Raw genomic sequence first — 24752 nt, 5'->3', positions numbered from 1 at the left:
TATTGAATGAAGTCAAGGAGCGTAATCAACTATGAAAACAAAATTATCATCTTTGGAAGAACTGTTAGAAGAAATAGATAAGAAAGACGGTATCCAAAGAGACCGAGGAACCATGTTTGAAAATGTTTCATTGGTTTACTTCAAGAATGAACCAATGTACAAGCAACGTTTCAGTGACGTTTGGCTTTTGAAGGATGTTCCTAATGAATACGGTATACCTAAAATTGATGTGGGTGTGGACCTAGTAGCAAAAGAACGAATTACGGGAGACTTAGTAGCCATTCAATGTAAATACTATGCCCCATCTACAATCATTCAAAAAGGGCACATTGATTCGTTCCTCAACGAAATAGGTAAGAGGTACTTTTCAAGTGGTATCATTGTTGCGTCTTCACCAAGATGGTCCTCTAATGCCGAGAGTGCTTTAAAAGATCGCGATAAGAAAATTGCTCGTATCGGCTTTGAAGATTTACTGAATAGTCATATCGACTGGTCACAATACTCACCAAGTAAAACAGAGGTAGCAGTACCTTTAAAACCTGCAAAAACACCTAGACCGCATCAAGTGGAAGCGCTCGAAGCAGTCCTAGAAGGGTTTAAAGAACACAATCGCGGTAAGTTGATTATGGCTCCCGGGACAGGTAAGACATATACCTCGCTCCAAATTGCTGAACAACTAGCTAAAGAAAAAGTAGGGCAGTTTAGGGTCCTGTACTTAGTTCCCAGTATTCAACTTCTTTCTCAATCTTTACGAGGATGGACAGGCGATAGTATTTACGCCAATGATATGAATACCATTGCGGTCTGTTCTGATAGAAGTGTAACGCGTAAAGAAAGTGAAAGTACTGAGTTTGATATAAGTGTAGCCGACATTGGTTACCCAGCAACCACTAATGCTGAAAAATTGATGGAATACAAAGATGACATTGAAGAAAAAAATATTGATAATAAGTTCCTCGTAATTTTTTCAACGTATCAATCAATAGATGTGATTGCACAAGCTCAAAAGTCAGGTTTTTATGAGTTCGACTTAATCATTGCTGATGAGGCGCACCGTACAACTGGTGCAACAAAGTTAGGTGAGGATGGTAGTGCATTTGTTAAAGTTCATGACAATAATCTAGTAAAGAGTGAAAGACGTTTATACCAAACCGCTACACCTCGTGTCTTCGGAGATAATGCAAAAACTAAAGCGGACGAAATGTCAGTAGTCATCGCAGATATGGATGATAAGGCTACCTATGGACCAGAGTTTTATCGTCTCGGATTCGGAAAAGCAGTTCATACAGGTATCTTGACAGATTATAAAGTCATGGTACTTGCTGTGAATGAATCCATGGTACAAAAAGAGATGCAACGAGTGTTTGCAAGTAAGAATAATGAATTAGAGTTTGATGATGTTACAAAGATTATTGGCTGTTGGAATGGTCTATTAAAACGTAAAGATAATTCCAATGTGTTATCAGGGCAACCCATGAAACGGGCCATTGCATTTACCAATACAATTGCTAATTCAAAACTCATTACTAATATGTGGCAAACCGTTGTGGATGAATACATCGATCAAGATAATGCCGACGCTTTTCAAGTGGAAATCGATCATGCAGATGGTTCAATGAACGCGTTACAAAAGAATCAAAAAATAAATTGGCTTAAGTCACACGTGCCTGATAGAACATGTCGAATCCTTTCCAATGCTCGATTCTTAACTGAGGGGGTAGATGTTCCGGACTTAGATGCTGTAATGTTTTTAAACCCGAGAAAGTCAAAGATTGACATTGCGCAGGCAGTAGGTCGTGTGATGCGGAAATATCCAGGTAAAGAATATGGTTACGTTATCCTACCTATTGGAGTACCAAGTGGTGTTTCAGCTAATCAAGTGTTAGATAATAATGAAAAATATAAGATAGTATGGGATGTCTTGAACGCTCTACGTTCCATTGATGAACGATTTGACGCAACGATAAACAAGTTGGAGTTAAATAAGAAAAAACCAAGTCAAATCGAAGTGATCGGTGTAAATGATGGAGCTCCAGAAGTTAATGAGGATGATGGTGAATACGTTGTAGACACAAAGACTGAACAACTAACACTTAATCTTTCGGAAGAAGAGTGGTCTGAGTTAGAGCATGCAATCTATGGAAAAATCGTTGATAAAGTCGGTAACACTCGTTACTGGGAAACATGGTCCAAAGATGTAACTGAGATAGCACAGCAACATATCACTCGGATACATGCCATGTTAGAAAGTGAACCTGCTACCGCAAGAGCGTTTGAGAAGTTCTTGAAAGGATTACGACACAATATCAATGACTCAATCTCAGTGGATGAAGCGGTTGAAATGTTAGCACAACACATGATAACCAAACCAGTTTTCGATGCATTGTTTGAAGAAGAATCATTTGCTTTAAATAATCCCATTTCTCAAGCCATGGATTTAATGATTGATGAATTAGTAATAATAGGCTTGAATAAAGAGCAAGAACAGTTAGAAGGCTTTTACGAGAGTGTCAGAATAAGGGCAGAAGGCATTGATAATCTAGAAGCTAAGCAAACCATCATCGTTCAATTGTATGAGAAGTTCTTTAAAGTAGGTTTTCCAAATACAACTGATCGGTTAGGAATCGTGTTTACACCAGTAGAAGTGGTCGATTTCATCATCCATTCTGTAGAAGATGCTTTACAAAAACATCTAGGTAAATCTTTATCTGATAGAAATGTGAATGTACTTGATCCTTTCACAGGAACAGGAACCTTTATCACTCGTCTCCTGCAATCAGGGTTAATCAATAAAGAAGATTTACTCTATAAATATACGAATGAAATTTTTGCCAATGAAATAGTACTACTTAGCTACTATATAGCTGCAATAAATATTGAGGAAACTTTCAAAGAAGTTTTTGGTGCTGATGAATATCATCCATTTGAAGGGATAGTGTTGACTGATACTTTTGATACTACAGAACAAGAGTCTGTACTAGATGAAGATTTATTTGGAGATAATAATGAACGTTTACAACGTCAAAAAGAATCACCAATTACTGTAATAATTGGAAATCCACCGTACTCAGCAAGACAGTTAAGTGATAATGATGAAAATCAAAATCAGAAATATCCAAAATTAGATGAAAGATTAAAAAATACCTATGTTAAATATTCCAATGTAACTAATAAAAATACTCTGTATGATTCTTACATTAGAGCGATAAGGTGGTCATCAGATAGAATTGGAAGTAAAGGAATAATTGGTTTTGTTACAAATGCATCGTTTATTACAACTTCTTCGACTGCTGGAATGCGCAAGTGCCTCCTAGAAGAATTTAATTATATTTACATATTGAATTTACGAGGAGATCAAAGAACTTCGGGTGAAAAATCTAGAAAAGAGGGAGGAAAGATTTTTGGCTCGGGAAGTCGCGCACCAATTGCAATAACATTTTTTATAAAGGATAATTCTAGTAATCATCAAATTTTTTATTATGAAGTAGATGATTATTTATCAATGGAAGGAAAGCTAGAGTTAGTAGAAAATTTTAATACCATAAAAAATATAGGGTTTAATATTATCCAACCAGATGATAATAATGATTGGATTAATCAACGTAATGAAATTTATCAAAAACTTTTACCTATGGAAAGTGGTTTTAGTAATAGTATATTTTACAATCAAAGTTTAGGGATAAGTACAAATAGAGATGCTTGGATTACAGGATTTAGTAAAGATCAGACTTTAATTAATTCTCAATTATTAATAGATAACTATAATAGGGAAAGAAAAAGGCTAAAAAAATATACTAAAGACAAAAAATTAAATCACATTAATACTGACGATAGTTTTATTAAATGGAGCAGTAGTTTACGTACAAAATTTAAGAATGATACTGTTATCCATTATAATCGAGGACATTTAGTTCTTGAAATGTATAGACCATTTACTAAGAAGTGGGTATATTATGATTCAAATGTTGTTGAAAGGCCAAGAAAATTTAAAGATTATTATGGGGAAAGAAATCTGCTAATATCTGTTCCAGGAAAGGGTAGTAAAAATCCTTTCCACACTTTAATGACTAATACTATTACAGATTTAAATTTACTAGAGGCAGGTGCACAAGGTTTCTTTCTATACAATAATCAATATAATGATGGTATGTTAATCGAATTTAGTAAAGATAACTCAAGCGAAACCTCTCAAAAACATTTTGGGTTAGATAATCTTGATTTGTATTATTATATCTATGGTGTTTTGCACAGTAATGATTATCGAAGTAAATTTAAGAATGACTTAGCGAAAGAGTTACCAAGAATACCTTTAGTAAAAAACAAATCTCTTTTTGTTGAGGTAGGAAAAAAACTAGCTGATTTACATATTAATTATGAAAACATCGAACCATATAAAGAAGTAGATATTGATTTTAGTAACGATAGACCAAGTTATATTGTAAACAAAATTAAGTTTTGTAACAGAAAAGATAAAACTGCTTTGAAATTTAATAAGGATATTACAATCAAAAATATTCCTGATGAGGCTTATCAATATAAACTTAATGGTCGTTCAGCAATCGAATGGATTATAGATCAATATCGAGTAAAGACCGACAAAAAATCTGGTATAATTGACGATCCAAATGATTACTCTGAAGATCCAAAATACATTTTTAATCTATTGTTATCAATCATCAATGTCTCTGTGCAAACGGTCGATTTAGTTAATAGTCTACCACCACTAGAGATAATAGAAGAATAAAATGTTAAACAAAGTTAAATACCCCATATCCTTATTATCGGGATATGGGGTAAGTTTAATTCACAATCAGTTCTGTAAAAACTATGAGTTCTCGACTTCAAGGAAAAATAATGGTAGATTGAAAGTATCAAACTTAGGGAGCGGTTACAATGAATCAAAATGATACTTTTAAAGCTATAATCAAAGTACATGAACTAAATGATGTACTAGTGGATAATGATGTTGATGAAAAAGATGGAGAAGAAGTAGAGAAAGTAATATTTCAAATAGTAGAAGTAATAGAAGGTAACTATGAATACGATGAGGATGTCAATCAAATCCATATAGAGTCTAAACGCATAATAGAACTACTCGGTGAGCCAGTAGATGAGACAAAACAGTACGAAGCACTACTATCTAATGAGTACGATGCAGAAAGAGATACCTATAACCTATACGTCCATGAACTAAAAGTCATCTAACTTTTTTAAAAATCAATATATGGACTAATGGAAGAAACAACTAATGTCATAAGCTACATATATCTAACAAGAATCTCAAAGGGTAATCTCTCATATCAGAGAAGACTAGCTTGAGGTTCTTTTTTAATCGTATCAAAATAGCTAATAGATTTTATTACCTATCGATGATACGGACATGCGTATCATAAATGATGATAAAATTGAAAACAATTTACAGACAAATGTTAGCGAGACCTTTACGAATCTAGCTTTTTTGTCTTCCGGTTAGGAGCAGACAAGATAGTTGCCTGGAACACAAAATTAACGTCATGTTTAGTAACAAAACTAAACAGAAAAAGTGAAATGGATCGACATGAGGGGGGTAACATGGCCTTTGATTATGAACTGGATTTCGCTCAGATAAACTTCCGGGACCAGCCTGAATTGTATCGAGTGGGCCGAGGAGAACAAGGGGTGCTTCTGGTAGAACCTTATAAAAGTGAGATACTACCACATTGGCGTTTTAAGACTCCAGAAATTGCTAAAGTATCTTCTGACAAAATCTACCAGCTGTTTTTGGATTACCAGGCAGCCGGTGATTTTGTGGGTATGGATATGAGTCGGAAGTTTCTTCAAATGGGCTACACTAGATCTAGACGTTACGCCAATTACAAAGGTGGTCGCAAATATGATGAAAAGGGCGACATAAAAGAAAGAATAATAGACGAAGAAAAAGCAAAGTCAGCTACCATTTTTGAAGAGAAGTGGAAAATTGTGAGGGAAAATGAAGCGTATTTAAAGTTGAAGAAAGAACATCAGAAAAAGTACGGCTGAAAAGAAGACATTCCTAAGGAGCGAGTGGTATAATAGAGAAAATAATTCTATCAAAGGAGGGGTTATAGAACATGGTCAAGGCATTTGGCTTATTTTTTGAAGATAAACGTATTTGGCTTATTCTAGGAGGGAGCGTGCTCTTTTCTTTCATTTTAGCGATTGGTGTTATCTTGCTCGACACCAGAATGATAAATGTGGTGGACTATTTCCCGACTGTTTTTCTAACGAGCGTCAATCTGGCCAAATCAATCTTGAGCCTGCTAGCGGGTTCCCTTTTTTCAGTGGCAACCTTCACGTTTGGGACGATGTTATCGGTCATTTCGTTCTACTCATCTAATTTCAGTCCCCGGACTGTTGAGAATTTTCTCTTACAGAAAACATCTATGCAAACTTTGGGGATTTTTCTTGGTGGTTTTATTTATTGTCTTTCCTCTTTGTTTTTTATGCGCAATTCAGAAGATGAATATTTGGTTGTTTCGGCCTCCATTGCCTTATTGTACGCCCTTGCCTGCGTTTTTTATTTTACGAAGTTCGTTTATAATGTGGCAATATCCGTACAATTGAACCATCTTGTGACTAAATTGTACAAGGAGGCCGAGTCAGTTGCGGATGAAACGATTGAATACTTTCAAGAAATGCCTTTGTTGGATCATCTTCCTCAAATAGACACGCTACACATCTTCACAGTAAAGGCTAACGAGAGTGGTTATGTTGAATATATTAATTTTAATCGACTAGTTGAACTGAGCAAGGAATTCAAAGGCACCATAGTGCTACATCTAAGAATAGGAGAGTTTATTTCCGCAAATCAGCCGCTAGTCGATTTATACACTAACCGAAAAGTTAAAGATGAATCACAGCTCCAAGCGGCAATAAACCGCACCCTAACTTATGAAGAAAAACCTTCTTCTATGTACGATCCAAATTTTGCTCGAGCTAAATTGATTGAAGTAGCTCTGAGGGCGGTTTCGCCAGGCATAAATGATCCTAATACCGCCATTTATATCTTAAACTACAAGGCTTTGTTGGATTCAAAATTTGCCAGTATACCAGGAAGGTTTGTGGTGATGGGCGAAGACACTGATGAGACATTTTCTTCGGGAGGTAACGTGATTTATGATTTCAATAATTTTCCAAAAGACTTATATGAAAGTTATTGGCAATTAATTCACTATATGAAGCAAGATATTTCTGGAGTGGTTGCACTGTTTGACTCTTTGTTGACAGTTGCTTATTCTGCACATCCGAAGAAGCTAAACTATATTAAGGATTACAGTAATTATCTGTTTAATCTAACGAGTCCCAATTTTACGGAAAGACTAGATATTCAAAATATCGAGGAACGCCAACAACGTATTCTAGGGATTAACCATCCTGAGCTAGAGGAATGAGCTTGAAACTGAAAACTATCTGTGTTATTTTTCGCTGAAAGGTTTATAATATTCTCTTTAGTTCAAAACACAAAGAATGCCGGTTTAGTTCAGTTGGTAGAGCATCGCACTCGTAACGCGGGGGCCGTAGGTTCGATCCCTATAGCCGGTATCACATTAATTTAGAAAGTACATCAAGGTTTAACCCCTGAGATGTACTTTTTTTCTGGCTAATATTCCCAAAACCAAACCGTCACACATCCGTCGGTAAACTTGCTGGAAAAGAAGGTGTCGCATTATAATGGAACATGCGTTTCATAAGTAATGCTAAAAATTACAGCTAACCTAAAAGGCAAAGATGCTTGATCAATGTATCCATCATCGAAGTGCAATTGTATATCGAATGTCTTAGTGTTTTTATCCTAGAGAATAACTTTTATGAAGGCTGGATAGAAATCTTTTAACTGAGTTTTACCCTTTCAACCGAAAATTATTCTTAAGTTCATATTGTAGTTGTAATATAAATTTAAAAAAGAGGTCCTAAATGCTAAATAAAATTAAAGTTAAATTAGCCCAATTCATGCAAGGGCGTTATGGGATAGATTATCTTTACGTTGCAGGTATTATCCTTTACTTTGTGCTTTCTATTGTCCAGATTTTTGCGCAAATCCGACTATTAAATATATTGTTATCTATTTTTATCATATGGATATTTTACCGTGTGTTTTCTAAAAATATATCATCACGAAGAGCAGAAAATCAAAAGTTTATGAAGTGGATAAGTAAGCTTCAAAGGAAAGTAAAGCCAATATGGCAAAGAATTCGTCATATGGGAACGCACCGTTACAGAAAATGTCCTGAATGCGGTGTTACTCTACGGTTACCTCTTAAGAGGGGAAGAAGGCAAGTAGTCTGTCCCAAGTGCCAGAATCGCTTTGAGGTAACGATTAGACTATAGTGTCACTTGTTAGATTGCCTATTTTAAACTGAAATTAAAAAACCCCATGATAGAAGTCTGCTAACATAGACTTTTATCATGGGGTTGAGTTTTACCGAAATACTTAGAAATGAGTTATTTAATGTGAATCGTGACTCTCTTCTTCGTGACCCTGTTCGAATAGATGAGTAAACTCAACGTAAGCCTCTACAAATGAGCGACCAGCTTCTGTATCCTCTACATCGAATTCTTTACGTTCAAGTAAGCTACTAAAAACCTCTTCAACATGGGCTTTATTATCCTCTGTGATGTACCCAGCGTCTTCCAATGGTTGTAGTGATTCTTCAGCGATACTCTGGTCAGCTAATGCAATACCTTCTTCTGTAGGCTCATCTGATATTCCTGTATAAGGTGCCCCTTCACCAGCGCGGTGTAAGCGAACAAAGTTTTCGAATAGATAATCGTGAGCAAGTTGGTCAGTCTCTTCGTCATCTGATTTGTCCATAACACTCATAGATTTGTCGAAAGTTTCTTTTAATTCTGCTTCGCTTTCTGGAAGAACCCAGTACGATATGTGATTAAAGTCATTTTTTTCGATGGCTGTCTGAAGTGCATTGTAAGTAGGACCTGAGGGAGTGTCACAGTGTGCTTCCGCAGTAATAGGAGCAATTAAACTAAAACCGAGACCAGCAATAACTAATGGGATAAACATTTTTTTCTTTTGTAGCATTTCAATCCTTCTTTCTCTATTTGATAGCTTAATACTATCCAAAGAAAAGAAAATTACACTTGATGACAATCAAGTTTAAACAAAATCCCTGTGTAATAAAAAAGGACAACGTCCTGTGATATACTGAGGTGACCCCCGAAAGTAGTTTGCTTTTAAAATTGTCTACTTTAAGGGGGACATATCAGGATTATCCTGAGCGATCTATTATTGTGTTTTGATTTTTTTATAAAAAATCCTTCAAATACTTTTCTCTTATTTCTGTATATTCATCTTCACTAACAATACCTAAGTCAAATAACTCTTTTGTTTTCTTCAGTTTTTCAAAAGCTTCGTCTTCTTCGCTATTAGTAACTTGAGTGAAAGTTACATCTTTAATGATATCCTCTTGGACGATTGGTGCATAAGTCCCTTCATGCAAAGCTTTTTGTAATTTATAGCCCATGGGTCTTAAGGTAGCTAAAGTCAGTCCACCAGAAACAACTCCACCAACGACTGGAATGACCTTTGATACAGATTTTGCAAAGGAATTCTTAGTCACTTTTACGCCAAAATTAGCTAAAGTTTTTTTGATAATTGGATAATAAACAGTTTTTGTGAGTGCTTGTTGTGGGAGCTTCTTAACTGCTTGACCAGCTAGAGCTGATGAGATCCCTTTAACAGCTGTTCCAGCCCCACTGACTCCTAACATCACACCAAGAAAAATGATTAATGAGTTTTTCCCTTCTTGGGTTAGCTTATCATCATTGTACATATCAGGATAACCATATAAATACATCAGTTTTTGAGCTAAATTAATCGACATGCCGTAAAACTGTAGAATATCAGCAGGTATTGAAGCAACTACTGCGACACCTCCAGGCAGTCCTGAAACGAAGGATGCAGCAGATGATTTCATTGTCGTATTGTTAATGGCTTTTTTAGCTATGGAAGCAATTTGTTTCTCATCAATAATTTCAATGGGGCCATTTTCAAGTATTTTTTCAATTTCTGGTTCCTCCTTGAATAATTGATATAGGAACTCTTTACGGTCTATTTTTAAGATGCGATTTGATAAGAGAGTAGTGACAAGTTCGTTTCCTCTGTTTATATCTTTGTTATCAATTTTATCTGACATGTCATCATTCCTTTTTGTTATTTGGTAATACAGGCAGGTGCTTATAATTGATGTTAAATTTATATTTAGTAAATATATAATAAGTTATAAATTAAAGCGTGTCCATAGAATAATGCACAAATAGAGCTCTTCAAGAATCCCCAGAGTGCTCTATTTGTGCATTCATTTAATTAAATTTTCGATGTATTCAAATCACCTATGGGTTGAGTGGCTCTCTGTTGATTTGATTCCCCAGCCCATTCAAAGGCTTTTTTAGAAATAAGAACAGCGATTATCTCGTTGATAAAAGCGGCTGCTGCAATTAATTGTACCTTGAATAATGGTGGCTGTTGTAGGGTCGAATAGAGCGATTTGTGAAGCTGCAATCCCAGTAAAGGCGAGTAAAAACCCTGAGTGGGGTAATAGTGTCAGACTAAGATGTTTCGCTACTGTATCGGGTAATTTTGTGACTTTCGCTCCAATATAAGCGCCGGAATATTTACCTAAAGCTCTTGATAAAATGAAAATAGCTGTAAAGGCTCCATCGCCTCATCAAAAATCACATAAATCCTTTAAATCTAAAGATTGAAGGATACTTTCGTAGAAATCATAATTAAATTGATCCAGCTTTGTTTTCAGTGCTCTGATTTCTTTCTTTAAGTGTAGGGGTGGATGAAAAACGGCGTTCGCAAATATATTACTAAATTCAGATTTTCGTTCAAAGAATTGTTGACGCAATGAAAAATATTTTTTAGTTGCTACTTCGATATTTTCAAAGGAAACTGACTCTTCATTAAGAAAAGTGATGAAGCTTTGAAACATTCAGCCACACAAGCTAAATATAGATCATGTTTGTTCTTTAAATAATGATAGATAATTCCTTTGGAAAAATTACTTTCTTTAGATATTGCGTTAAGTGAGGTCTCACTATAACGATGAAGGCCAAACTCAGTAATAGCACTTTGGATAATTTATTGATTTTTTAAATTACTTTGCTTTGTTCTGTTTAGTCGTGTCACCTCATTTCAATATTGACCGCGTGATCAACGTATCGTTTCTATCATATTTGACTATCTGGTCAAAAGACTGCTACTTAAGCTTTATTACATAAAAAAGCCATCTGTACTGACACTCTTGATCCAGAATGGGATTTAAGGTTCAGCGACAGGTGACAAGTATTCTATATTCTATTAAGCAGAAGCAAGTTGTTCAGTATCATGAAGATACGGTTTAAATTGGGTTTCATACATCAGTATATACATACCCCCATTTTGTAGAAGTTGCTGGTGTGTGCCTCTTTTGACTTCCTGTCCATTGTCTAAGACGAGTATTTTATCAGCATTGATAAATGTTGACAGGTGGAGAGCAATGACAAGGCTCGTTTTATTCTTAATTAATGAGCTTAGAGTGTCTTGGATTAAGCCTTCAGAGTTATTGAGTCAAGACTAGATGTTGCTTCCTCTAAGATGAGTATTTTTGGGTCTTTTAGAAATACCCTAGCAATTGAAAGCCTTTGTTTCTCTCCAACAGATAGTTTGATTTCATGATTACCGACTTTGGTGTCATAACCGTCGGGAAGACTTGTGATAAAGTCAGGGTTATTGTCTTCTTTACAGGCTTGGATGAGTTCTTCAGTGGCGTCACTTTTAGCGTAAAGGAGATTTTCCCGGATGGATACGTTGAATAAGTAGGTTTCTTGAGTAACCATTCCGATATTTTGTTTTAGGAAGTGTAAATCTAAATCTTGAATATTGTAATCACCCAGTTTAATTTCTCCTCCAATGACGTCATAGAGTCTTGGAATCAGATTAAAAAGGGTCGATTTACCTGCACCAGAAGAGCCAACGATTGCGAGAATTTCACTTTCATTTACTTGGGAACTAATAACATGAAGGAAAGGTGAATCTTCTTTGTAGTAAAATGAGACATTGTTAAAGCTCAGATTGGCTTTTATTTAGCTTGATGTGAGAGCGTTTGGTTTGTTATGGATGTCAATGGGCATATCTAAGTAGTTACATATACGGTTGAATAAAGTTCGCGAGCGGATAAATTCGATATGTATGTCTATAAGTTGCATTAAAAAGCGACAAGGAAGGTAATATTACCAACGGTTAAACCTCGGGAATGATTAATCAGAAGCAAGATGCCCCCCAGCTAGTATATAAACATGGGCCTGCTTCGATGAAGGTTTGTGCAACCATTCTAAACTATCGACCGACGGTTGTTTCTTTAACTTTAACTTGTGTGAGTTGTTTAACTACTGTCTGATAGCGTTGATACTCAATTTCTTCTTTAGTGAACAGTTTAACCAGTTGTTGACCACTCACGCTGAGCGTTTCATTTAATATTTCATTCGCTTCATCGTTTAAATCATGAGATTCATTGGTTAGTGCCCAGCATTTTTTACCGACTATTTTAACAGGAAAGACAATTAGGGGAACGATTAACATACTGATTGAAGAGAGTATCCAGTTTAGTTGGATTATCGCAATAAAAGAAGAAATTAAGACAGCTAAGTTGGAGGCGGCTTGGGTTAAAGTACCGGTGTCAATGCTTTGAACACCACTGATGTCACTGGTCATTCGGGTAATAATTTCACCTTATTTACCAGAAGCATAAAAGCCTTGCGATAGTTTTTGAAGGTGGCCGAAAATTTGATTACGCATGTCTTTACCGATGTTTTGAGATAGACAAGCGCCGAGGAAACTTTAGGTGAAACCGATTAAACCGGTTAAAAGTAGGACGATGAATGATGCGCCAATCAGGGTGATTAACTGGTTAAAGTCACCACCGATGAATCGACCATCGAAGATACGACCGGTTAAAATTGCAGGTAACATACCGAGTAATCCGGCTACTAGGATGATACCATCATGAGGAAAACTAGAAGTGTGAAGGGTTTTAGGTATAAGTATATTCTTTTGGGTATTTGTAAGGTGATTGTAGGTGGTTGTTCATTTTGTTAAGTTGTGACCTTACGAAGATGGACTTTAGGTGGTTAAAGGGTTCAATGATTTCTTCAAGGTAATAATCAGGTTTCATAGACTCACTCTTTCTTATATAGTTAAGGCATATAAGTAATTAACCCATGTTAACCATTAAAAACGTTATTATCTTTTGTCATTCATATGGAGACTTATTGGATATTATATTTTAAATGAGAGTTATTTGTAATTTATAATTTTTATATAATAAAAGGGTTGACAATTTTAATGAAGACGCATAGTATGTAAAACAATAGATTAATAAGCGACTGTGATGAAGAGAAGAGTAGCGAAACGACTTAACAAGTACAGAGAGCCTGGTTTGGTGAAAAAGGGCGGTTTAAGCGTGAGTGAAGATGAGCTTGGAGCAGTTTAAGAGGTTAATGCTTCTTAGACGGGAACACCCGATACAGTGTGCAGTATTTATTGATACTGATTGAGCTATTATTTGTGAAGATAATAGAAATTTGGGTGGTAACACGACTCTTCGTCCCTTTTGTTAGAGATATCTCTGACAAAAGGGACTTTTTTTATTCAAAAGAGTTGCAAGGTCTGGAAGAATAATTGCTTAAGGGAGAGAATATAATGAAACATATCAAACGTGTATTTAAAATCGTATTAAGTATCTTATTAGTGAGTGGCCAATGGCTTTTACCAGCTGCTTCAGCTGAGGAAACAAAAGAGTTTGAAGGTGAAACGGACATCGTCGGTGTTGTAAGTGATACAGGACTTGAACTATGGGAATATGTAGCAGAGAAAGCTTTGGAAGAGGAAGGAATTACTTTAGAACTGGTTCTGTTTAATGATTACAATCAACCAAACGTAGCATTGCAAAATGGCTCGCTTGATATGAGTGGTTTCCAAGGGCATCCGTTTATTAAATCTTGGAACGAAGATAATGACGGCACGGTCTATGCGATTGCCAATACAATCTTAATGCCCTTAGGTCTATATTCTGAGAAACATCCCTCTCCAGCCGATATTCCAGAAGACGGAAGCATTGCTTTACCAAACGATCCCTCAACGTTAGGACGGGCGCTTTTAGCTTTAGAGATTGCTGGATTAATTGAAGTTGATGATGAAGTTGGAATTTACGCGGATGAGGAAGATATTACCGCGAACCCTAAGAATTTAGAAATGGTGCTTGTTGAACCAAACTTTGCGGCACTATCTTTACCAGATGTGGATGCAGCTTTCATTAATACAAATTTTGCCAATGATGCAGGATTATCCATTAATGACGCTATCTTCAATGATGCAGAAGATGTGGATAAAGTTAATCCAATGTACATCAATACCATTACAACTTTAGAAGAGAATAAAGATAACCCATTATACTTAAAAATAGCAGAAATTTACCAAACAGATGATGTTGAAGAGAAAATACATGAAGTATATAACGGTGAGACATATCCAATGTTCGATGTGCCCTTACCAGAAGTAGAAAACTAAGAACTAGAATATATAGAAGAGAAGGGGATTAATATGATAAAACAACACGAAACAGCAATTTTAGCAGGTGGATGCTTCTGGTGTATGATTCAACCATTCGATCAATGGGATGGCGTTCATTCAGTAACTTCAGGTTATACAGGCGGGCATGTTGTGAATCCAACATATGAAGCTGTTAAAAGTGGAGAAACGGGACACACTGAAGCAGTTCAAATTGAATTTGATCCAAGTATCATTTCTTATGAGAAAATCTTAGATATTTATTGGAATATTAGTGATCCAACAGATGCGGGTGGACAGTTTATTGACCGTGGTTCATCCTATCGACCTGGTATCTTCTACTTAACAGAAGAACAAAAATTAAAGGCAGAAGCGTCTAAAGAAGCCTTAGAACAAAGCGGAGCCTATGATAGACCAATCGTTACAGAAATCACTCCTGCAGAGGTGTTTTATGAAGCAGAAACATATCACCATGATTTCTATAAAAAAGACCCAGAACATTATAAAGCTTACCGAGCTGAGTCTGGTCGAGATAAAGCTAAAAGTTTAGTTAATTAAAGAAAAAATGTAAGTGTGTTGGAAAATAACCAATACACTTACATTTTTTTAATTATTACTTATTTAGCTCGTTTTACTTCAATACGATATCCATCTGGATCTGTTACGAAGAAGTAAGTTGGCGTGCCACCTGTAAGACCTCTTAAGTCACCAGTTTCATAAGTAGATGCTTTACATACTTCATGCATTTTTTCTAAGTCGCTGACAGTCACACCTAAATGACTGAAGCCGTCCCCAACATTATATGGTTCTGCATCATAATTATAAGTCAGTTCAATTTGTACAGATGATCCAGGAGAATTTAAGTAGATTAAATCAAACTTATTCTCAGGGAATTCTCTGCGACTAGCCACTTCAAAGTTAAATAGATTCGTATAAAAATCTAAAGTAGCGTCAATATCTCTAACACGTAGGCAAATCTCAACGAGTTCTTGGTTCATAATAATATCATCCTCCAATAGTTTCTTACTTTCATTCTAACATGAAAAGAATATATAGGCATTTGATTCAACCTACTGAATAACTAAGTTTGGAAGACGCTTACTATATATTCTATAATGAGCTTAACACGGATGAGGGGGCGAATGTTTGAACTGGATGTATTCGAAATAATAATGCTAGCTACAAGTGCGCTCATCGTTGGTTTCTCAAAGGTTGGAATTCAAGGGGCAATAATACCAGCTGTCGCCATGATGGCATTAATTTTTGGGGGTAAAAATTCGTCAGGTATTATGTTGCCAATGGTGATTGTAGGCGATCTTATAGCAATCTTTAAGTATGGTAAGAAAGGAAACATAGCGGATGTACTTAAATTAATTCCAGCCAGTATCGTGGGTGTAGTCGCGGGTGCCATTGTTGGGAACTGGATCAATGATGCACAATTCAAATTCCTTATCGGCATCATTGTTATCCTCTGTATTATTCTTTTAATCGTTCGAGAATATCAACAAGAAGCAATAGTTTTGCCAGACAATCCCCTTATCAAAGGTGCTGTCGGTACTTTGAGTGGCTTTTCTTCAATGATTGGAAATGCAGCGGGTCCCATCTTTAATGTGTATATTTTAACTCAACAGCTTAAGAAGGAATCAATGATTGGTACAGTGGCTTGGTTCTTTTTTCTAGTTAATCTGATTAAATTGCCATTTCATATTTTTCTTTGTGGTACGATTAACAGCGATACAGTCAAGTTTACGGTGTTTTCAATTCCATTCATTGTTGTCGGTGCTTTAGTCGGAATTTGGCTCATTAAGCGTATCAATGATGTATGGTACCGCCGATTTATTATTATCGTAACTGTATTAACAGCATTGCGATTGATTTTATAGTTGATGATGCTATTTAAATACATAAATACAAAAAAGTGGAGTAAATTAAGGTGTGTCTATGTTTTATGGTCTATCGATGAATAAAGTAAAAATTATCAGTCACTCCCAACAGACACTTCTAGTCGTTCCGTCAAGATCTCAAGAAATGTGTGAGCGATTGGTTTTAATGTGTGCATGTTATTAGTAATATAGCCGATTTCAATCGTTTCGGAAGAGACGAGTGGCCTTGCAATAATATCGCTCCCGTTCAAATCAGCATTGATAATACCTGAGCTAATCGTGTAGCCATTTAGGCCAATAGCTAGATTAAACAAAGTTGCTCGGTCACTCACTGTAATTGTTTTACGTGAAGCAAAGTCGGCCAATACTTCCTCCCAAAAATAAAAGGAATTGTGCTACCCTTGATCGTAACTTAATTTTGGATAAGTATCTAAATCAGAGAGAGCTATCTTTTCATAATCGGCTAAGGGATGATCTTTATAAATAAATACATGTGGTTTAACAGAGATAAGTGGTGTGAAATGAATGTGTTTTTTTTCTAGTTCAGCGTTGATGACTTGACGGTTATAATGACTGCGATAGATAATACCAATTTCACTTTTCAAATTAGCTACGTCTTCAATGACTTCATAGGTTCGAAGTTCTTTCAATGTCGCTTGATAGTCATGGTCTTCGTATTGTTTCAGCAGACGGACGAATGCATCAACTACAAAAGCATAATGCTGCCCTGCCACGCTAAAAATTTGTTGCGGTGCTTCATCGTCTTTATAACGGCGGTTCATCAAATTAATTTGCTCGCTAATTTGCCTTGCATATAATAGGAATTCTTCGCCTTCACTCGTAAGAGTCACACCTTTGGAACTACGGTGGAACAGCGTGATATTCATTTCCTTTTCCAACTCTTTAATCGCATGTGATAAGGACGGTTGGGAAAGATATAATTCATCGGCTGCTTTAGTAATTGAAGCCGTCTCCACAACCTTCAAGAAATAATCTATTTGCTTTAGATTCATTGAAACACCCCTTTTTTTATTTGGTCATAGTTAAATACTATGCTAAGCACACTAAAATAGATATTACTAATATCTCATCATGTATTCTATACTATTAGAAACAAATTAAAAACGGGTATTATGAATGACAAAAACAGCTAACTCAACTAACCGATTCTTGACCGTAGGATCATTATTACGTCCTGAGTCATTATTAGATTATAAGACGAAAATCGAACAGCGTGATGATATTGCGTATCCATTTTACAATGATTTTGACGGCTATAAGAGAGAAGAAGATCAAGCCGTGGAAGCAGTTGTTGGCCAACAAATTGAACATGGCTTACCTGAAGTGACTGATGGCGAATATTCAAAATCTATGTGGCACCTTGATTTTGTGTGGGGTTTAAATGGTATTAAACGCTACATTGCGGATAATGGGTACTTCTTCCGTGATCTGGATCAAGTGAGCAGTTATGAAACTCGTAAGGATATCGGCATCACAATTGAATCGCCTTTACAAGGTCATAATCATACATTCATCGACCACTTTAATCGCTTAAAAGAAGTATCACCCCAAGGTGCAACGTTAAAGCAATGTATTCCATCTCCGTCACATATTTTTGGAGAACTTAGCTTGTCAGAGGAAATCGGAGGGAAAGTTTATCAGACGGCAGAAGAATTCAAAAAGGATTTAAGTCAAGCTTACAAAGATTTCTTAAAGGAATTCGCTGAAGCAGGTGGAACGATTATCCAATTTGATGACTGCTTATGGGAGTTATTTGCTGAAGATAACTCACATAGTCCTTTTAGTGGTACTGACTTTGATCACTCATCAATCTTAGGCTTAGCCCAAGAATTCATTGATTTGAATAATGATGTCATTGCCTATGCTCATTCACTGGGTTTAAAAGTCTATACGCATAATTGCCGTGGTAACTATGATTCACGTAATATGGGTGGTGGAAGTTACGAGAAAATCGCGCATTTATTCTTAGAAAAACAAAACTATGACCGTTTCTACTTAGAGTGGGATGATGAGCGTGCCGGAGACTTAAGTGCGTTAAGCGTCTTTAAAAACAAGCCTGACACAGAAGTAGTCTTAGGATTCTTATCAAGTAAGTCGGCAAAATTAGATGATGAAGCTGCAGTGTATGAACAATTAGAAAAAGCTACTCAGTATGTTTCAAAAGATAATCTGTACTTATCTCATCAATGTGGCTTCGCGTCATGTGATGGAGGGAATGAATTATCTCAGGAACAGCAATGGGATAAAATCAAGCAAGGTCAAGCCATTGCTTACCGATTCTGGGGAGAGTAAGTAAAAAAGAGCGATAAACTATGTCAACTGATCAGGTAGCAAAGCTTTCTTTATTTGGTCGTTGATTGTGAGAGTATATTTATGGAATAGTTTTACTATTCTGTAGATGTGCTCTTTTTCTGTATATTGGATGCAATCTATTCATCAAGGAGGCAGGCAACTAAAGAAACAGGGATCCAATATACTTTTGCTGAACAAGAAACATCCCAAGGAGATCCTTTCGATTGTTTAGAAGAAAGCTATAATTATTTAAAAGCTCACGGATTTAATTAAAGGAGTATTTCGATGAATCAAAACAAAGTAATACAGACCTCTGAAAAAGCGGAAACAATATTTCGACAGATTGATGATAATACAAAATTAGGTGACTTACGAAAAATTGCAAAAGAAATAAAAGTTGATTATGAACTGGCGATGGAACTTTGGTCGAGTGGTAAGTTTTTACCAAGGCTTTTATCAATCTTAATTATGGACAAAAAACTACTTTCAGAAGAAGTATTAGATGAACTTGTTGATGATATGCAAATTCATACATATGATGAAAGTAACAATCTAATGGATTGGTTGTTAGCTAATCAGCTCATAAAGAATAAGAAATTAACGACACTCATGGAGTCGTGGGAGGATAAGTCCATACGCACTTCAAAGGCGGACTTACTGGTATCATCAAGGACGATTAAGATGGACTGGGAAAACACCACCAAATAATACATCAGACTTGGTAACTGCAATTGAAGCTAAAATTAGTCAAGAGCGACCAGAAGTTCAGTGGGCTATGAACTTTACAGCAGGCTGGATTGGGGTTTATGAGGAACAGTACCGTAAACGTTGCGTTATAATTGGTGAAGATACAGGCCTGTACAAAGATGAGAAAGTTTCGAAAGGGTGTACGCCGAATTATTTACCAGAATTTATTATGATTGAATCAAATAAACGCGATTTGTAAAAGCGATATTTAACTTCATTCTCACTTCCATAATATCTACTTGAGACGATAATTTATTAATTATAAAACAAAGTAAGTTATCAATATAATATTGAAATTATAATGTTTAGTTTAGGATGGAGTGAATGGTATATTGTAAGTGAATAACAAACTTGAAGGAGTAGTTTAATGACGTCAAAGGGTCTTGATCTAAATGCAAGATCGGTTTGACTCAAGTTAACGTCTACAAAAAAGAGCGAGGCATATGTGCCTCGCTCTTTAACTATTTACTTCGCATTAGATGCTTCTAAAACTAAGACGGTATCCTGATCAAGAATAGTTGTATCCCCATTTGGAACAATCAACTCATTATCGCCTCTTAAGACTAAGACGATTAAGGAGTCACGTTCTAAGCGAATATTTTTAATCTGTTTATTAACCCAATTGTGGTGGCTGTTGATTCGAAATTCTAGTAAGTCCGTTCCGACCACATCGAAGTAAGAACGTCCAGCTAAGACAATCACATCGCCAACTTTAAGTTGCACATCGCCGTTTGGGACAATTGTTTCGCCGTGACGAAGGACTTTTGCGATAATAAAATCAAAAGCCAGTGTGATATCTCGAATATAAGTATTCACTAAGTCACTGTCTGCTTTTATCTTAGTAGCTAAAAAGCCGACGTCACTCTTATCTTGTAACGAGTTGAAGTTACGTAAAGACGCATCTTCAGGATCAACCATATCCATTTTCTTAGATAAGGTTGGTAAATAACCTCCTTGAATGAGAGATGATAACAGACAAATATCAAAGACAATATGATAGAGGTCGTTCAAGAATGGTGTGTCAGAATTGACCACACTAATGGCGAACGCAATTGCCGCAGCTCCTCGTAGTCCGGCAAAGGCAATAACAGGCAGTTGGTTTTTATTCAACTTAAAGGGCGCCATTAAACCATAAACCGAGGCAGGACGCGAAATAAATGTCATAAATAACATAATCACTAAGGCAATCGGCAACATCGCAATAATCGAACTTGGATCAGATAAAAGACCAAGTAAGAAGAATAGGCCAATTTGAGCTAAGTTTGTAAAGCTATCAAAAAAGAAGACAACTTCACGCTTACCAACGAATTCTTTATTACCAATATAAATACCAAAGATATAAACCGCTAAGTAGCCGTTACCACCAATTTGGTTTGTAAATTCATAAGTGAATAAAGCAGCGGCAGCTAACAGAATGACTTCCATATTTTCTCGAGTATTTAAGTAGTCGAGAATACGGATGAATACCCACCCTAAAGCAAAGCCGAGTAATAAACCAATCCCAACTTGTAAGATAATTAAGACAGGAACATTGACGTTTTTTCCTTGAAGTAGCGTCGAGAATAGTACGACCATCGTATAAGCCGTCGGGTCATTCGATCCTGATTCTAACTCTAGTAATGAGTCTGTATTGTATCTTAATTTTAAGCGTCGAGAGACGAGAACGTCCGATACACTGGCATAATCGGTCGAACCAATAATGGAACCGAGTAACATAGCCTCAAGTAAAGAAAAATCAAAGACTAAATAAACGAAGAGTCCGGTGATCAATGCGGTTAGAACCGTTCCGAGGAAACTTAAAGTAATAGCTTCTTTTGCAACTGGCTTTGACATCTTCCATTTTGTACCAAATCCTCCATAGAAAATAATGAACATCAGAGCTATGGAAGATATTTGATTGGAAAAATTATAATTCGTAAAATCTGCGCCAAAAAAATTAAAGGAAACACCTAAGAGCATGAACAGAAGTAATTGTGGTATCTTTAAATCACTTGAAATGCGCATAGCAATCAAGGCCATGATAAGCACAAGTGAAATGATTAATATATAAATTGTAATCTCTCCTTATTATTATTGCTTAAGACTATTATAGCACAGTTAGGTAGAGACCTTAGTGAAATTACCTATAAAATTAGCGGGAATAGTTTCTAAGCGAATACTTGGGAAAAGCTCAGTAAAAGTAGTATGATGAAGCTACGAATAAACTATATAAGGAGTGTTACGATGACGTCATATGAATTACCAAAAGTGTGGAAATGGGAAGACGAAAATTCGAATTTAGGGGGTAATCGCCCAACTGCAGGGAGTCGTTTCGAACAAACATTGCCTGTAGGAGAAGCGCCATTCCAACTCTATTCACTAGGAACACCAAATGGAATTAAAGCAACCATTATGTTTGAAGAGTTAAAAGAATTAGGTGTGGATGTTGATTATGATGTATATCTAATAAATATCGGCGACGGTGACCAATTTGGTTCAGATTTCGTCGAAATCAATCCAAACTCTAAGATTCCGGCACTGGTTGATCAAAGCCAAGAGCCACGATTAGAAATCTTTGAATCAGGTTCGATTTTACTTTACTTAGCAGAGAAATTTAATAAATTAATTCCAACAGATATTCATGGGCGCACTGAGACGATGAACTGGCTATTCTGGCAAATTGGTGCAGGACCTTATGTTGGTGGAGGATTTGGACACTTCTTTGCCTATGCACCAGAACCAATAAAATACCCGATTGATCGCTTCACAATGGAAACAAAGCGCCAATTAGACTTATTAAATAAGACTTTAGGGAAACGACCATATATTGCAGGAGACGAATATACCATTGCAGATATCGTAAACTGGTCGTGGTATGGCCGTCTTGCTCTAGGGGATTTATACGAAGGTTCAGCAGAATTCTTAGACATCCAATCATATCCAAAGGTATTAGAATGGGCTCGCCGCATTGCAGAGCGTCCAGCTGTGAAGAAAGGTTTAGAAGTCGAATACAAACCAATCAAAGACTAAGTTAAAAAGTAATTAGTTGCTCTTTCTGAAGTACAAGCTTTGGCTTCTTTAGAAGGAGCTTTTTGCATTAAAAATGTTGAATAGGAGAATGAGATATGGAAGAGACACATAGTTTTGAACCAGTCGTCAATCAAGGAACACGCATCCTCATTTTGGGTAGCCACCCGGGTGTGCCGTCTTTACGAAAGCAGCAATACTACGGTAACCCCGGGAATGCCTTTTGGCGGGTAGTATTTAACGCCTTAGAAGTTCCAGACCCAGTTGATTACCAAGAACGCTTAGATACCTTACAAGCCCACGGCATCGGTCTTTGGGATGTGTATGCGACGGCGAAAAGAGAGGGAAGTTTAGATCATAAGATAAAGAATCCGACCTTAAATGATTTTGAAATCGTGTTAAAGGGTATACCAATCAAACTCATTATTGCGAATGGGAAAACAGCCTATAAAGAAATTATTAAGCAACCAGTCTTTCAATCCTATGACGTTGTCAGCGCCTTATCTACAAGTGGTTTGAATAACGGCCGTGAAAAAGAACGCATGGAACAATGGACTCAAGCCATTCGCTCAGTGTTAAATTAAGTAAAAGTCTTTAAGGATGTTTTTTAAAGGCGATGTGTTATACTAACGCAACCTACCTGGTGAAGAGTCATTATAGAAAAGAGGTCATAAAGATGAGCCAGAAAATATTTTTTATAAATGGTTTCGGAGGCGGTCGAGAAGATTCATTGGAGTTACGAGAGTCATTGGAAGAAAAAGGCTATGAATTTACTTATCTAGATTTACCGGGACAGTTCGGTGCGAAAGATGTCACGATTGATGATTTTGAAGAGTTGCTAGCTTATTTTGAAGGGTATTTTCCAGATGAAGAGATCATCTTGATGGGGCATTCTATCGGGGCCGAAATCGCTGCTTACTTATCTACCCGCCTAACACAAATTGAACGAGTGATTATGTTGGATGGGGGAATCTTGACGAATGAAGATGTTGGTAAAACGCTGGCTGAATCTATGGAAGAAACTAAAGAAGTACTAAGTCAAATAGGTGGCGACGAGTTATCTGAAGAAGGCTTGTTGGAACTAATGAAATTAAATGATGCGATGAAATTAACGATTATCCGACCGGATTACAAAACTCCGACCTTATTGCTATTAAGTGATTCCGAAGAGGAGTTACCGATTAAAATGCAAAGACTGGAAGAGAGACAAAACTCTTATGTCGATTATAAAGTTATACAAAAAGCTAGCCACAATCTCTATGCAGATCAACCTGACCTGACGGTCAAATTGATTGCTGAATGGCTAGCAAATGCGCGTATTTAATTGGAGTATGCGGAAGGATTTAATAATGGGGCCACGTTGATTGAAATGGCACCACTCCCGCCATGAGTTCCTAGAACGGGCGTAATAAAGCCAATTCGAATGGGTAAATCAGGGTAAGCGGATTGAATGCGGTCGCGCATGACTTGGGCATCTTCTTCAGCCCCAGTATGGCCAACCGCGACATATGCGTGTTTTGGATATTGTTGAATGTGTGTATCCGCAATCTCAAACAAGCGGTCATGAGCCTTTTTCTTCGTCCGGATTTTTTCCGGAACATATACTTGCCCATCGTGTTCTGCACCCATTGTAATGATGGGCTTAATATTGAGGGCATTGCCAAGAAACCCACTTAATGAGCTAACGCGACCACCTTTCACTAAGTTATCCAGTTTTGCTGGAGTGAAGTAAAAGGCTGATTGTTCAAGCAAATGCTTGATACGAGTAACAATGTCATTTGGTTCAAATTGACGTTGAATGAGTTCAACTAAATTAAGTACCATCGCCTCCATCACAAAAGAAGTCAACTGTGCGTCAATTAAATGAATGTCTAATTGATCGCTGAATTCTCTGGAAGTCGTTTGAATTGATTGAAAGGTTCCACTTATTTTCTCAGAGAGTAAAACACCAAAGACCGTGTCATAACCATCTTGAACGAGTTGCTCAAATAAATCATAAATTTGTTTCGTATCGGGTTGAGAAGTTTTGGGCAGGTTTTTCTCAGTGTCCATTCTATCGTAAAAATCTTTCGTTAAAGACTCATCGGGCGAGTCAATATACACAGTCCCATCTACAAATATGGTACTAAGATATATTTGGTAAATATTCGAGAGCGTCGCTGTTTCTTCAGTTAAGCCTGCAGTACTATCCACAATAATGGCAGCTTTCATTCTCCTCA

Annotated in this window: 23 protein-coding genes, 1 tRNA gene and 1 pseudogene; 14 read left to right on the top strand and 11 right to left on the bottom strand. The window is 36.5% G+C overall.

The genetic code is table 11. The features are described from left to right. Positions 1–31 precede the first annotated feature (31 nt). The 5 genes from ACEN31_RS01485 (at position 32) to ACEN31_RS01465 (ending at position 7560) form a co-directional block, all read left to right on the top strand. Complete coding sequence (locus ACEN31_RS01485; protein ID WP_407108398.1) at positions 32–4744, top strand: DEAD/DEAH box helicase; 4713 nt, start codon at positions 32–34, stop codon at positions 4742–4744. 149 nt (positions 4745–4893) lie between these two features. Continuing rightward, on the top strand, positions 4894–5205 hold the full coding sequence (locus ACEN31_RS01480) for a hypothetical protein (protein WP_407094830.1): 312 nt from the start codon (positions 4894–4896) through the stop codon (positions 5203–5205). A 366-nt stretch (positions 5206–5571) separates the two neighbouring features. After that, complete coding sequence (locus tag ACEN31_RS01475; protein WP_407108397.1) at positions 5572–6018, top strand: DUF4385 domain-containing protein; 447 nt, start codon at positions 5572–5574, stop codon at positions 6016–6018. A 71-nt stretch (positions 6019–6089) separates the two neighbouring features. Then, positions 6090–7409 carry a DUF2254 domain-containing protein gene (locus ACEN31_RS01470; protein WP_022796604.1) on the top strand — a complete coding sequence of 440 codons (1320 nt, stop codon included), beginning with the start codon at positions 6090–6092 and terminating at the stop codon, positions 7407–7409. Between the two features lie 78 nt (positions 7410–7487). After that, a tRNA-Thr gene (locus tag ACEN31_RS01465) sits at positions 7488–7560 on the top strand. A 904-nt stretch (positions 7561–8464) separates the two neighbouring features. Here ACEN31_RS01465 and ACEN31_RS01460 read toward each other — a convergent pair. The 7 genes from ACEN31_RS01460 to ACEN31_RS01430 form a co-directional block, all read right to left on the bottom strand. Then, positions 8465–9055, bottom strand: a complete 591-nt coding sequence (locus ACEN31_RS01460; RefSeq protein WP_407094829.1) for a DUF6448 family protein — start codon at positions 9053–9055, stop codon at positions 8465–8467. A gap of 223 nt (positions 9056–9278) precedes the next feature. Beyond that, the gene (locus ACEN31_RS01455; protein WP_407094828.1) at positions 9279–10169 is read right to left on the bottom strand and encodes a bacteriochlorophyll 4-vinyl reductase; all 891 of its coding nucleotides are present in this window, start codon (positions 10167–10169) and stop codon (positions 9279–9281) included. A gap of 531 nt (positions 10170–10700) precedes the next feature. Beyond that, positions 10701–10970: a hypothetical protein gene (locus tag ACEN31_RS01450; protein WP_407108396.1), complete on the bottom strand. Its 270-nt coding sequence runs from the start codon at positions 10968–10970 to the stop codon at positions 10701–10703. Then, positions 10907–11116 (bottom strand): TetR/AcrR family transcriptional regulator, encoded by a 210-nt coding sequence (locus ACEN31_RS01445; protein ID WP_407094835.1) that lies wholly within the window; start codon positions 11114–11116, stop codon positions 10907–10909. Before ACEN31_RS01445 ends, ACEN31_RS01450 begins: the two co-directional genes overlap by 64 nt. Before the next feature lie 449 nt (positions 11117–11565). Beyond that, positions 11566–12033: an ATP-binding cassette domain-containing protein gene (locus tag ACEN31_RS01440; protein WP_407094834.1), complete on the bottom strand. Its 468-nt coding sequence runs from the start codon at positions 12031–12033 to the stop codon at positions 11566–11568. 322 nt (positions 12034–12355) lie between these two features. Continuing rightward, positions 12356–12739: an ABC transporter transmembrane domain-containing protein gene (locus ACEN31_RS01435; protein WP_407094833.1), complete on the bottom strand. Its 384-nt coding sequence runs from the start codon at positions 12737–12739 to the stop codon at positions 12356–12358. Positions 12740–12856: 117 nt separating this feature from the next. Beyond that, on the bottom strand, positions 12857–12988 hold the full coding sequence (locus ACEN31_RS01430; RefSeq protein ID WP_407101656.1) for a hypothetical protein: 132 nt from the start codon (positions 12986–12988) through the stop codon (positions 12857–12859). A gap of 729 nt (positions 12989–13717) precedes the next feature. Here ACEN31_RS01430 and ACEN31_RS01425 point away from each other — a divergent pair. Together ACEN31_RS01425 and msrA are read left to right on the top strand one after the other, a co-directional pair. After that, complete coding sequence (locus tag ACEN31_RS01425) at positions 13718–14584, top strand: MetQ/NlpA family ABC transporter substrate-binding protein (RefSeq protein WP_407108395.1); 867 nt, start codon at positions 13718–13720, stop codon at positions 14582–14584. A 33-nt stretch (positions 14585–14617) separates the two neighbouring features. Further along, the gene (msrA, locus tag ACEN31_RS01420; RefSeq protein ID WP_407108394.1) at positions 14618–15142 is read left to right on the top strand and encodes a peptide-methionine (S)-S-oxide reductase MsrA; all 525 of its coding nucleotides are present in this window, start codon (positions 14618–14620) and stop codon (positions 15140–15142) included. A 59-nt stretch (positions 15143–15201) separates the two neighbouring features. On the opposite strand, the gene ACEN31_RS01415 is transcribed toward msrA, so the two are convergent. Then, positions 15202–15582, bottom strand: coding sequence for a VOC family protein (locus ACEN31_RS01415; protein ID WP_197105289.1), 381 nt, complete (start codon positions 15580–15582; stop codon positions 15202–15204). A gap of 144 nt (positions 15583–15726) precedes the next feature. Between ACEN31_RS01415 and ACEN31_RS01410 the strand changes: the two genes are divergently transcribed. Beyond that, positions 15727–16467, top strand: a complete 741-nt coding sequence (locus tag ACEN31_RS01410; RefSeq protein WP_407108392.1) for a sulfite exporter TauE/SafE family protein — start codon at positions 15727–15729, stop codon at positions 16465–16467. A gap of 95 nt (positions 16468–16562) precedes the next feature. On the opposite strand, the pseudogene ACEN31_RS01405 reads toward ACEN31_RS01410, so the two are convergent. Beyond that, positions 16563–17480 (bottom strand): annotated as a pseudogene (locus tag ACEN31_RS01405) (LysR family transcriptional regulator). A 124-nt stretch (positions 17481–17604) separates the two neighbouring features. On the opposite strand from ACEN31_RS01405, the gene ACEN31_RS01400 reads away from it, so the two are divergent. From ACEN31_RS01400 to ACEN31_RS01390, 3 genes are all read left to right on the top strand, one after another. Beyond that, on the top strand, positions 17605–18780 hold the full coding sequence (locus ACEN31_RS01400; protein WP_407108391.1) for a cobalamin-independent methionine synthase II family protein: 1176 nt from the start codon (positions 17605–17607) through the stop codon (positions 18778–18780). A gap of 285 nt (positions 18781–19065) precedes the next feature. Continuing rightward, a complete protein-coding gene (locus ACEN31_RS01395) occupies positions 19066–19488 on the top strand; it encodes a hypothetical protein (RefSeq protein ID WP_407108390.1) in 423 nt (140 codons plus the stop codon). Between the two features lie 10 nt (positions 19489–19498). Further along, positions 19499–19726 carry a hypothetical protein gene (locus ACEN31_RS01390; protein ID WP_407108388.1) on the top strand — a complete coding sequence of 76 codons (228 nt, stop codon included), beginning with the start codon at positions 19499–19501 and terminating at the stop codon, positions 19724–19726. A gap of 266 nt (positions 19727–19992) precedes the next feature. Here the strand turns inward: ACEN31_RS01390 and ACEN31_RS01385 are convergent, their stop codons facing one another. Beyond that, positions 19993–21573, bottom strand: coding sequence for a potassium/proton antiporter (locus ACEN31_RS01385; RefSeq protein WP_407108414.1), 1581 nt, complete (start codon positions 21571–21573; stop codon positions 19993–19995). A 177-nt stretch (positions 21574–21750) separates the two neighbouring features. Between ACEN31_RS01385 and yghU the strand changes: the two genes are divergently transcribed. From yghU to ACEN31_RS01370, 3 genes are all read left to right on the top strand, one after another. Further along, a complete protein-coding gene (gene yghU, locus ACEN31_RS01380) occupies positions 21751–22536 on the top strand; it encodes a glutathione-dependent disulfide-bond oxidoreductase (RefSeq protein ID WP_407108387.1) in 786 nt (261 codons plus the stop codon). A gap of 95 nt (positions 22537–22631) precedes the next feature. Then, on the top strand, positions 22632–23117 hold the full coding sequence (locus ACEN31_RS01375; RefSeq protein WP_407108385.1) for a DNA-deoxyinosine glycosylase: 486 nt from the start codon (positions 22632–22634) through the stop codon (positions 23115–23117). 92 nt (positions 23118–23209) lie between these two features. Then, positions 23210–23857 (top strand): alpha/beta fold hydrolase, encoded by a 648-nt coding sequence (locus ACEN31_RS01370; protein WP_407090623.1) that lies wholly within the window; start codon positions 23210–23212, stop codon positions 23855–23857. Here ACEN31_RS01370 and ACEN31_RS01365 read toward each other — a convergent pair. Next, the gene (locus tag ACEN31_RS01365) at positions 23854–24744 is read right to left on the bottom strand and encodes a DegV family protein (RefSeq protein WP_407108384.1); all 891 of its coding nucleotides are present in this window, start codon (positions 24742–24744) and stop codon (positions 23854–23856) included. The genes ACEN31_RS01370 and ACEN31_RS01365 overlap by 4 nt on opposite strands. Between the last annotated feature and the right edge of the window lie 8 nt (positions 24745–24752).

The organism is Ruoffia sp. FAM 26255 (genome assembly GCF_045528525.1).
GTDB classification, from domain to species: Bacteria; Bacillota; Bacilli; order Lactobacillales; family Aerococcaceae; genus Ruoffia; species Ruoffia tabacinasalis.
This window is presented reverse-complemented; position numbering and strand designations above follow the sequence as displayed.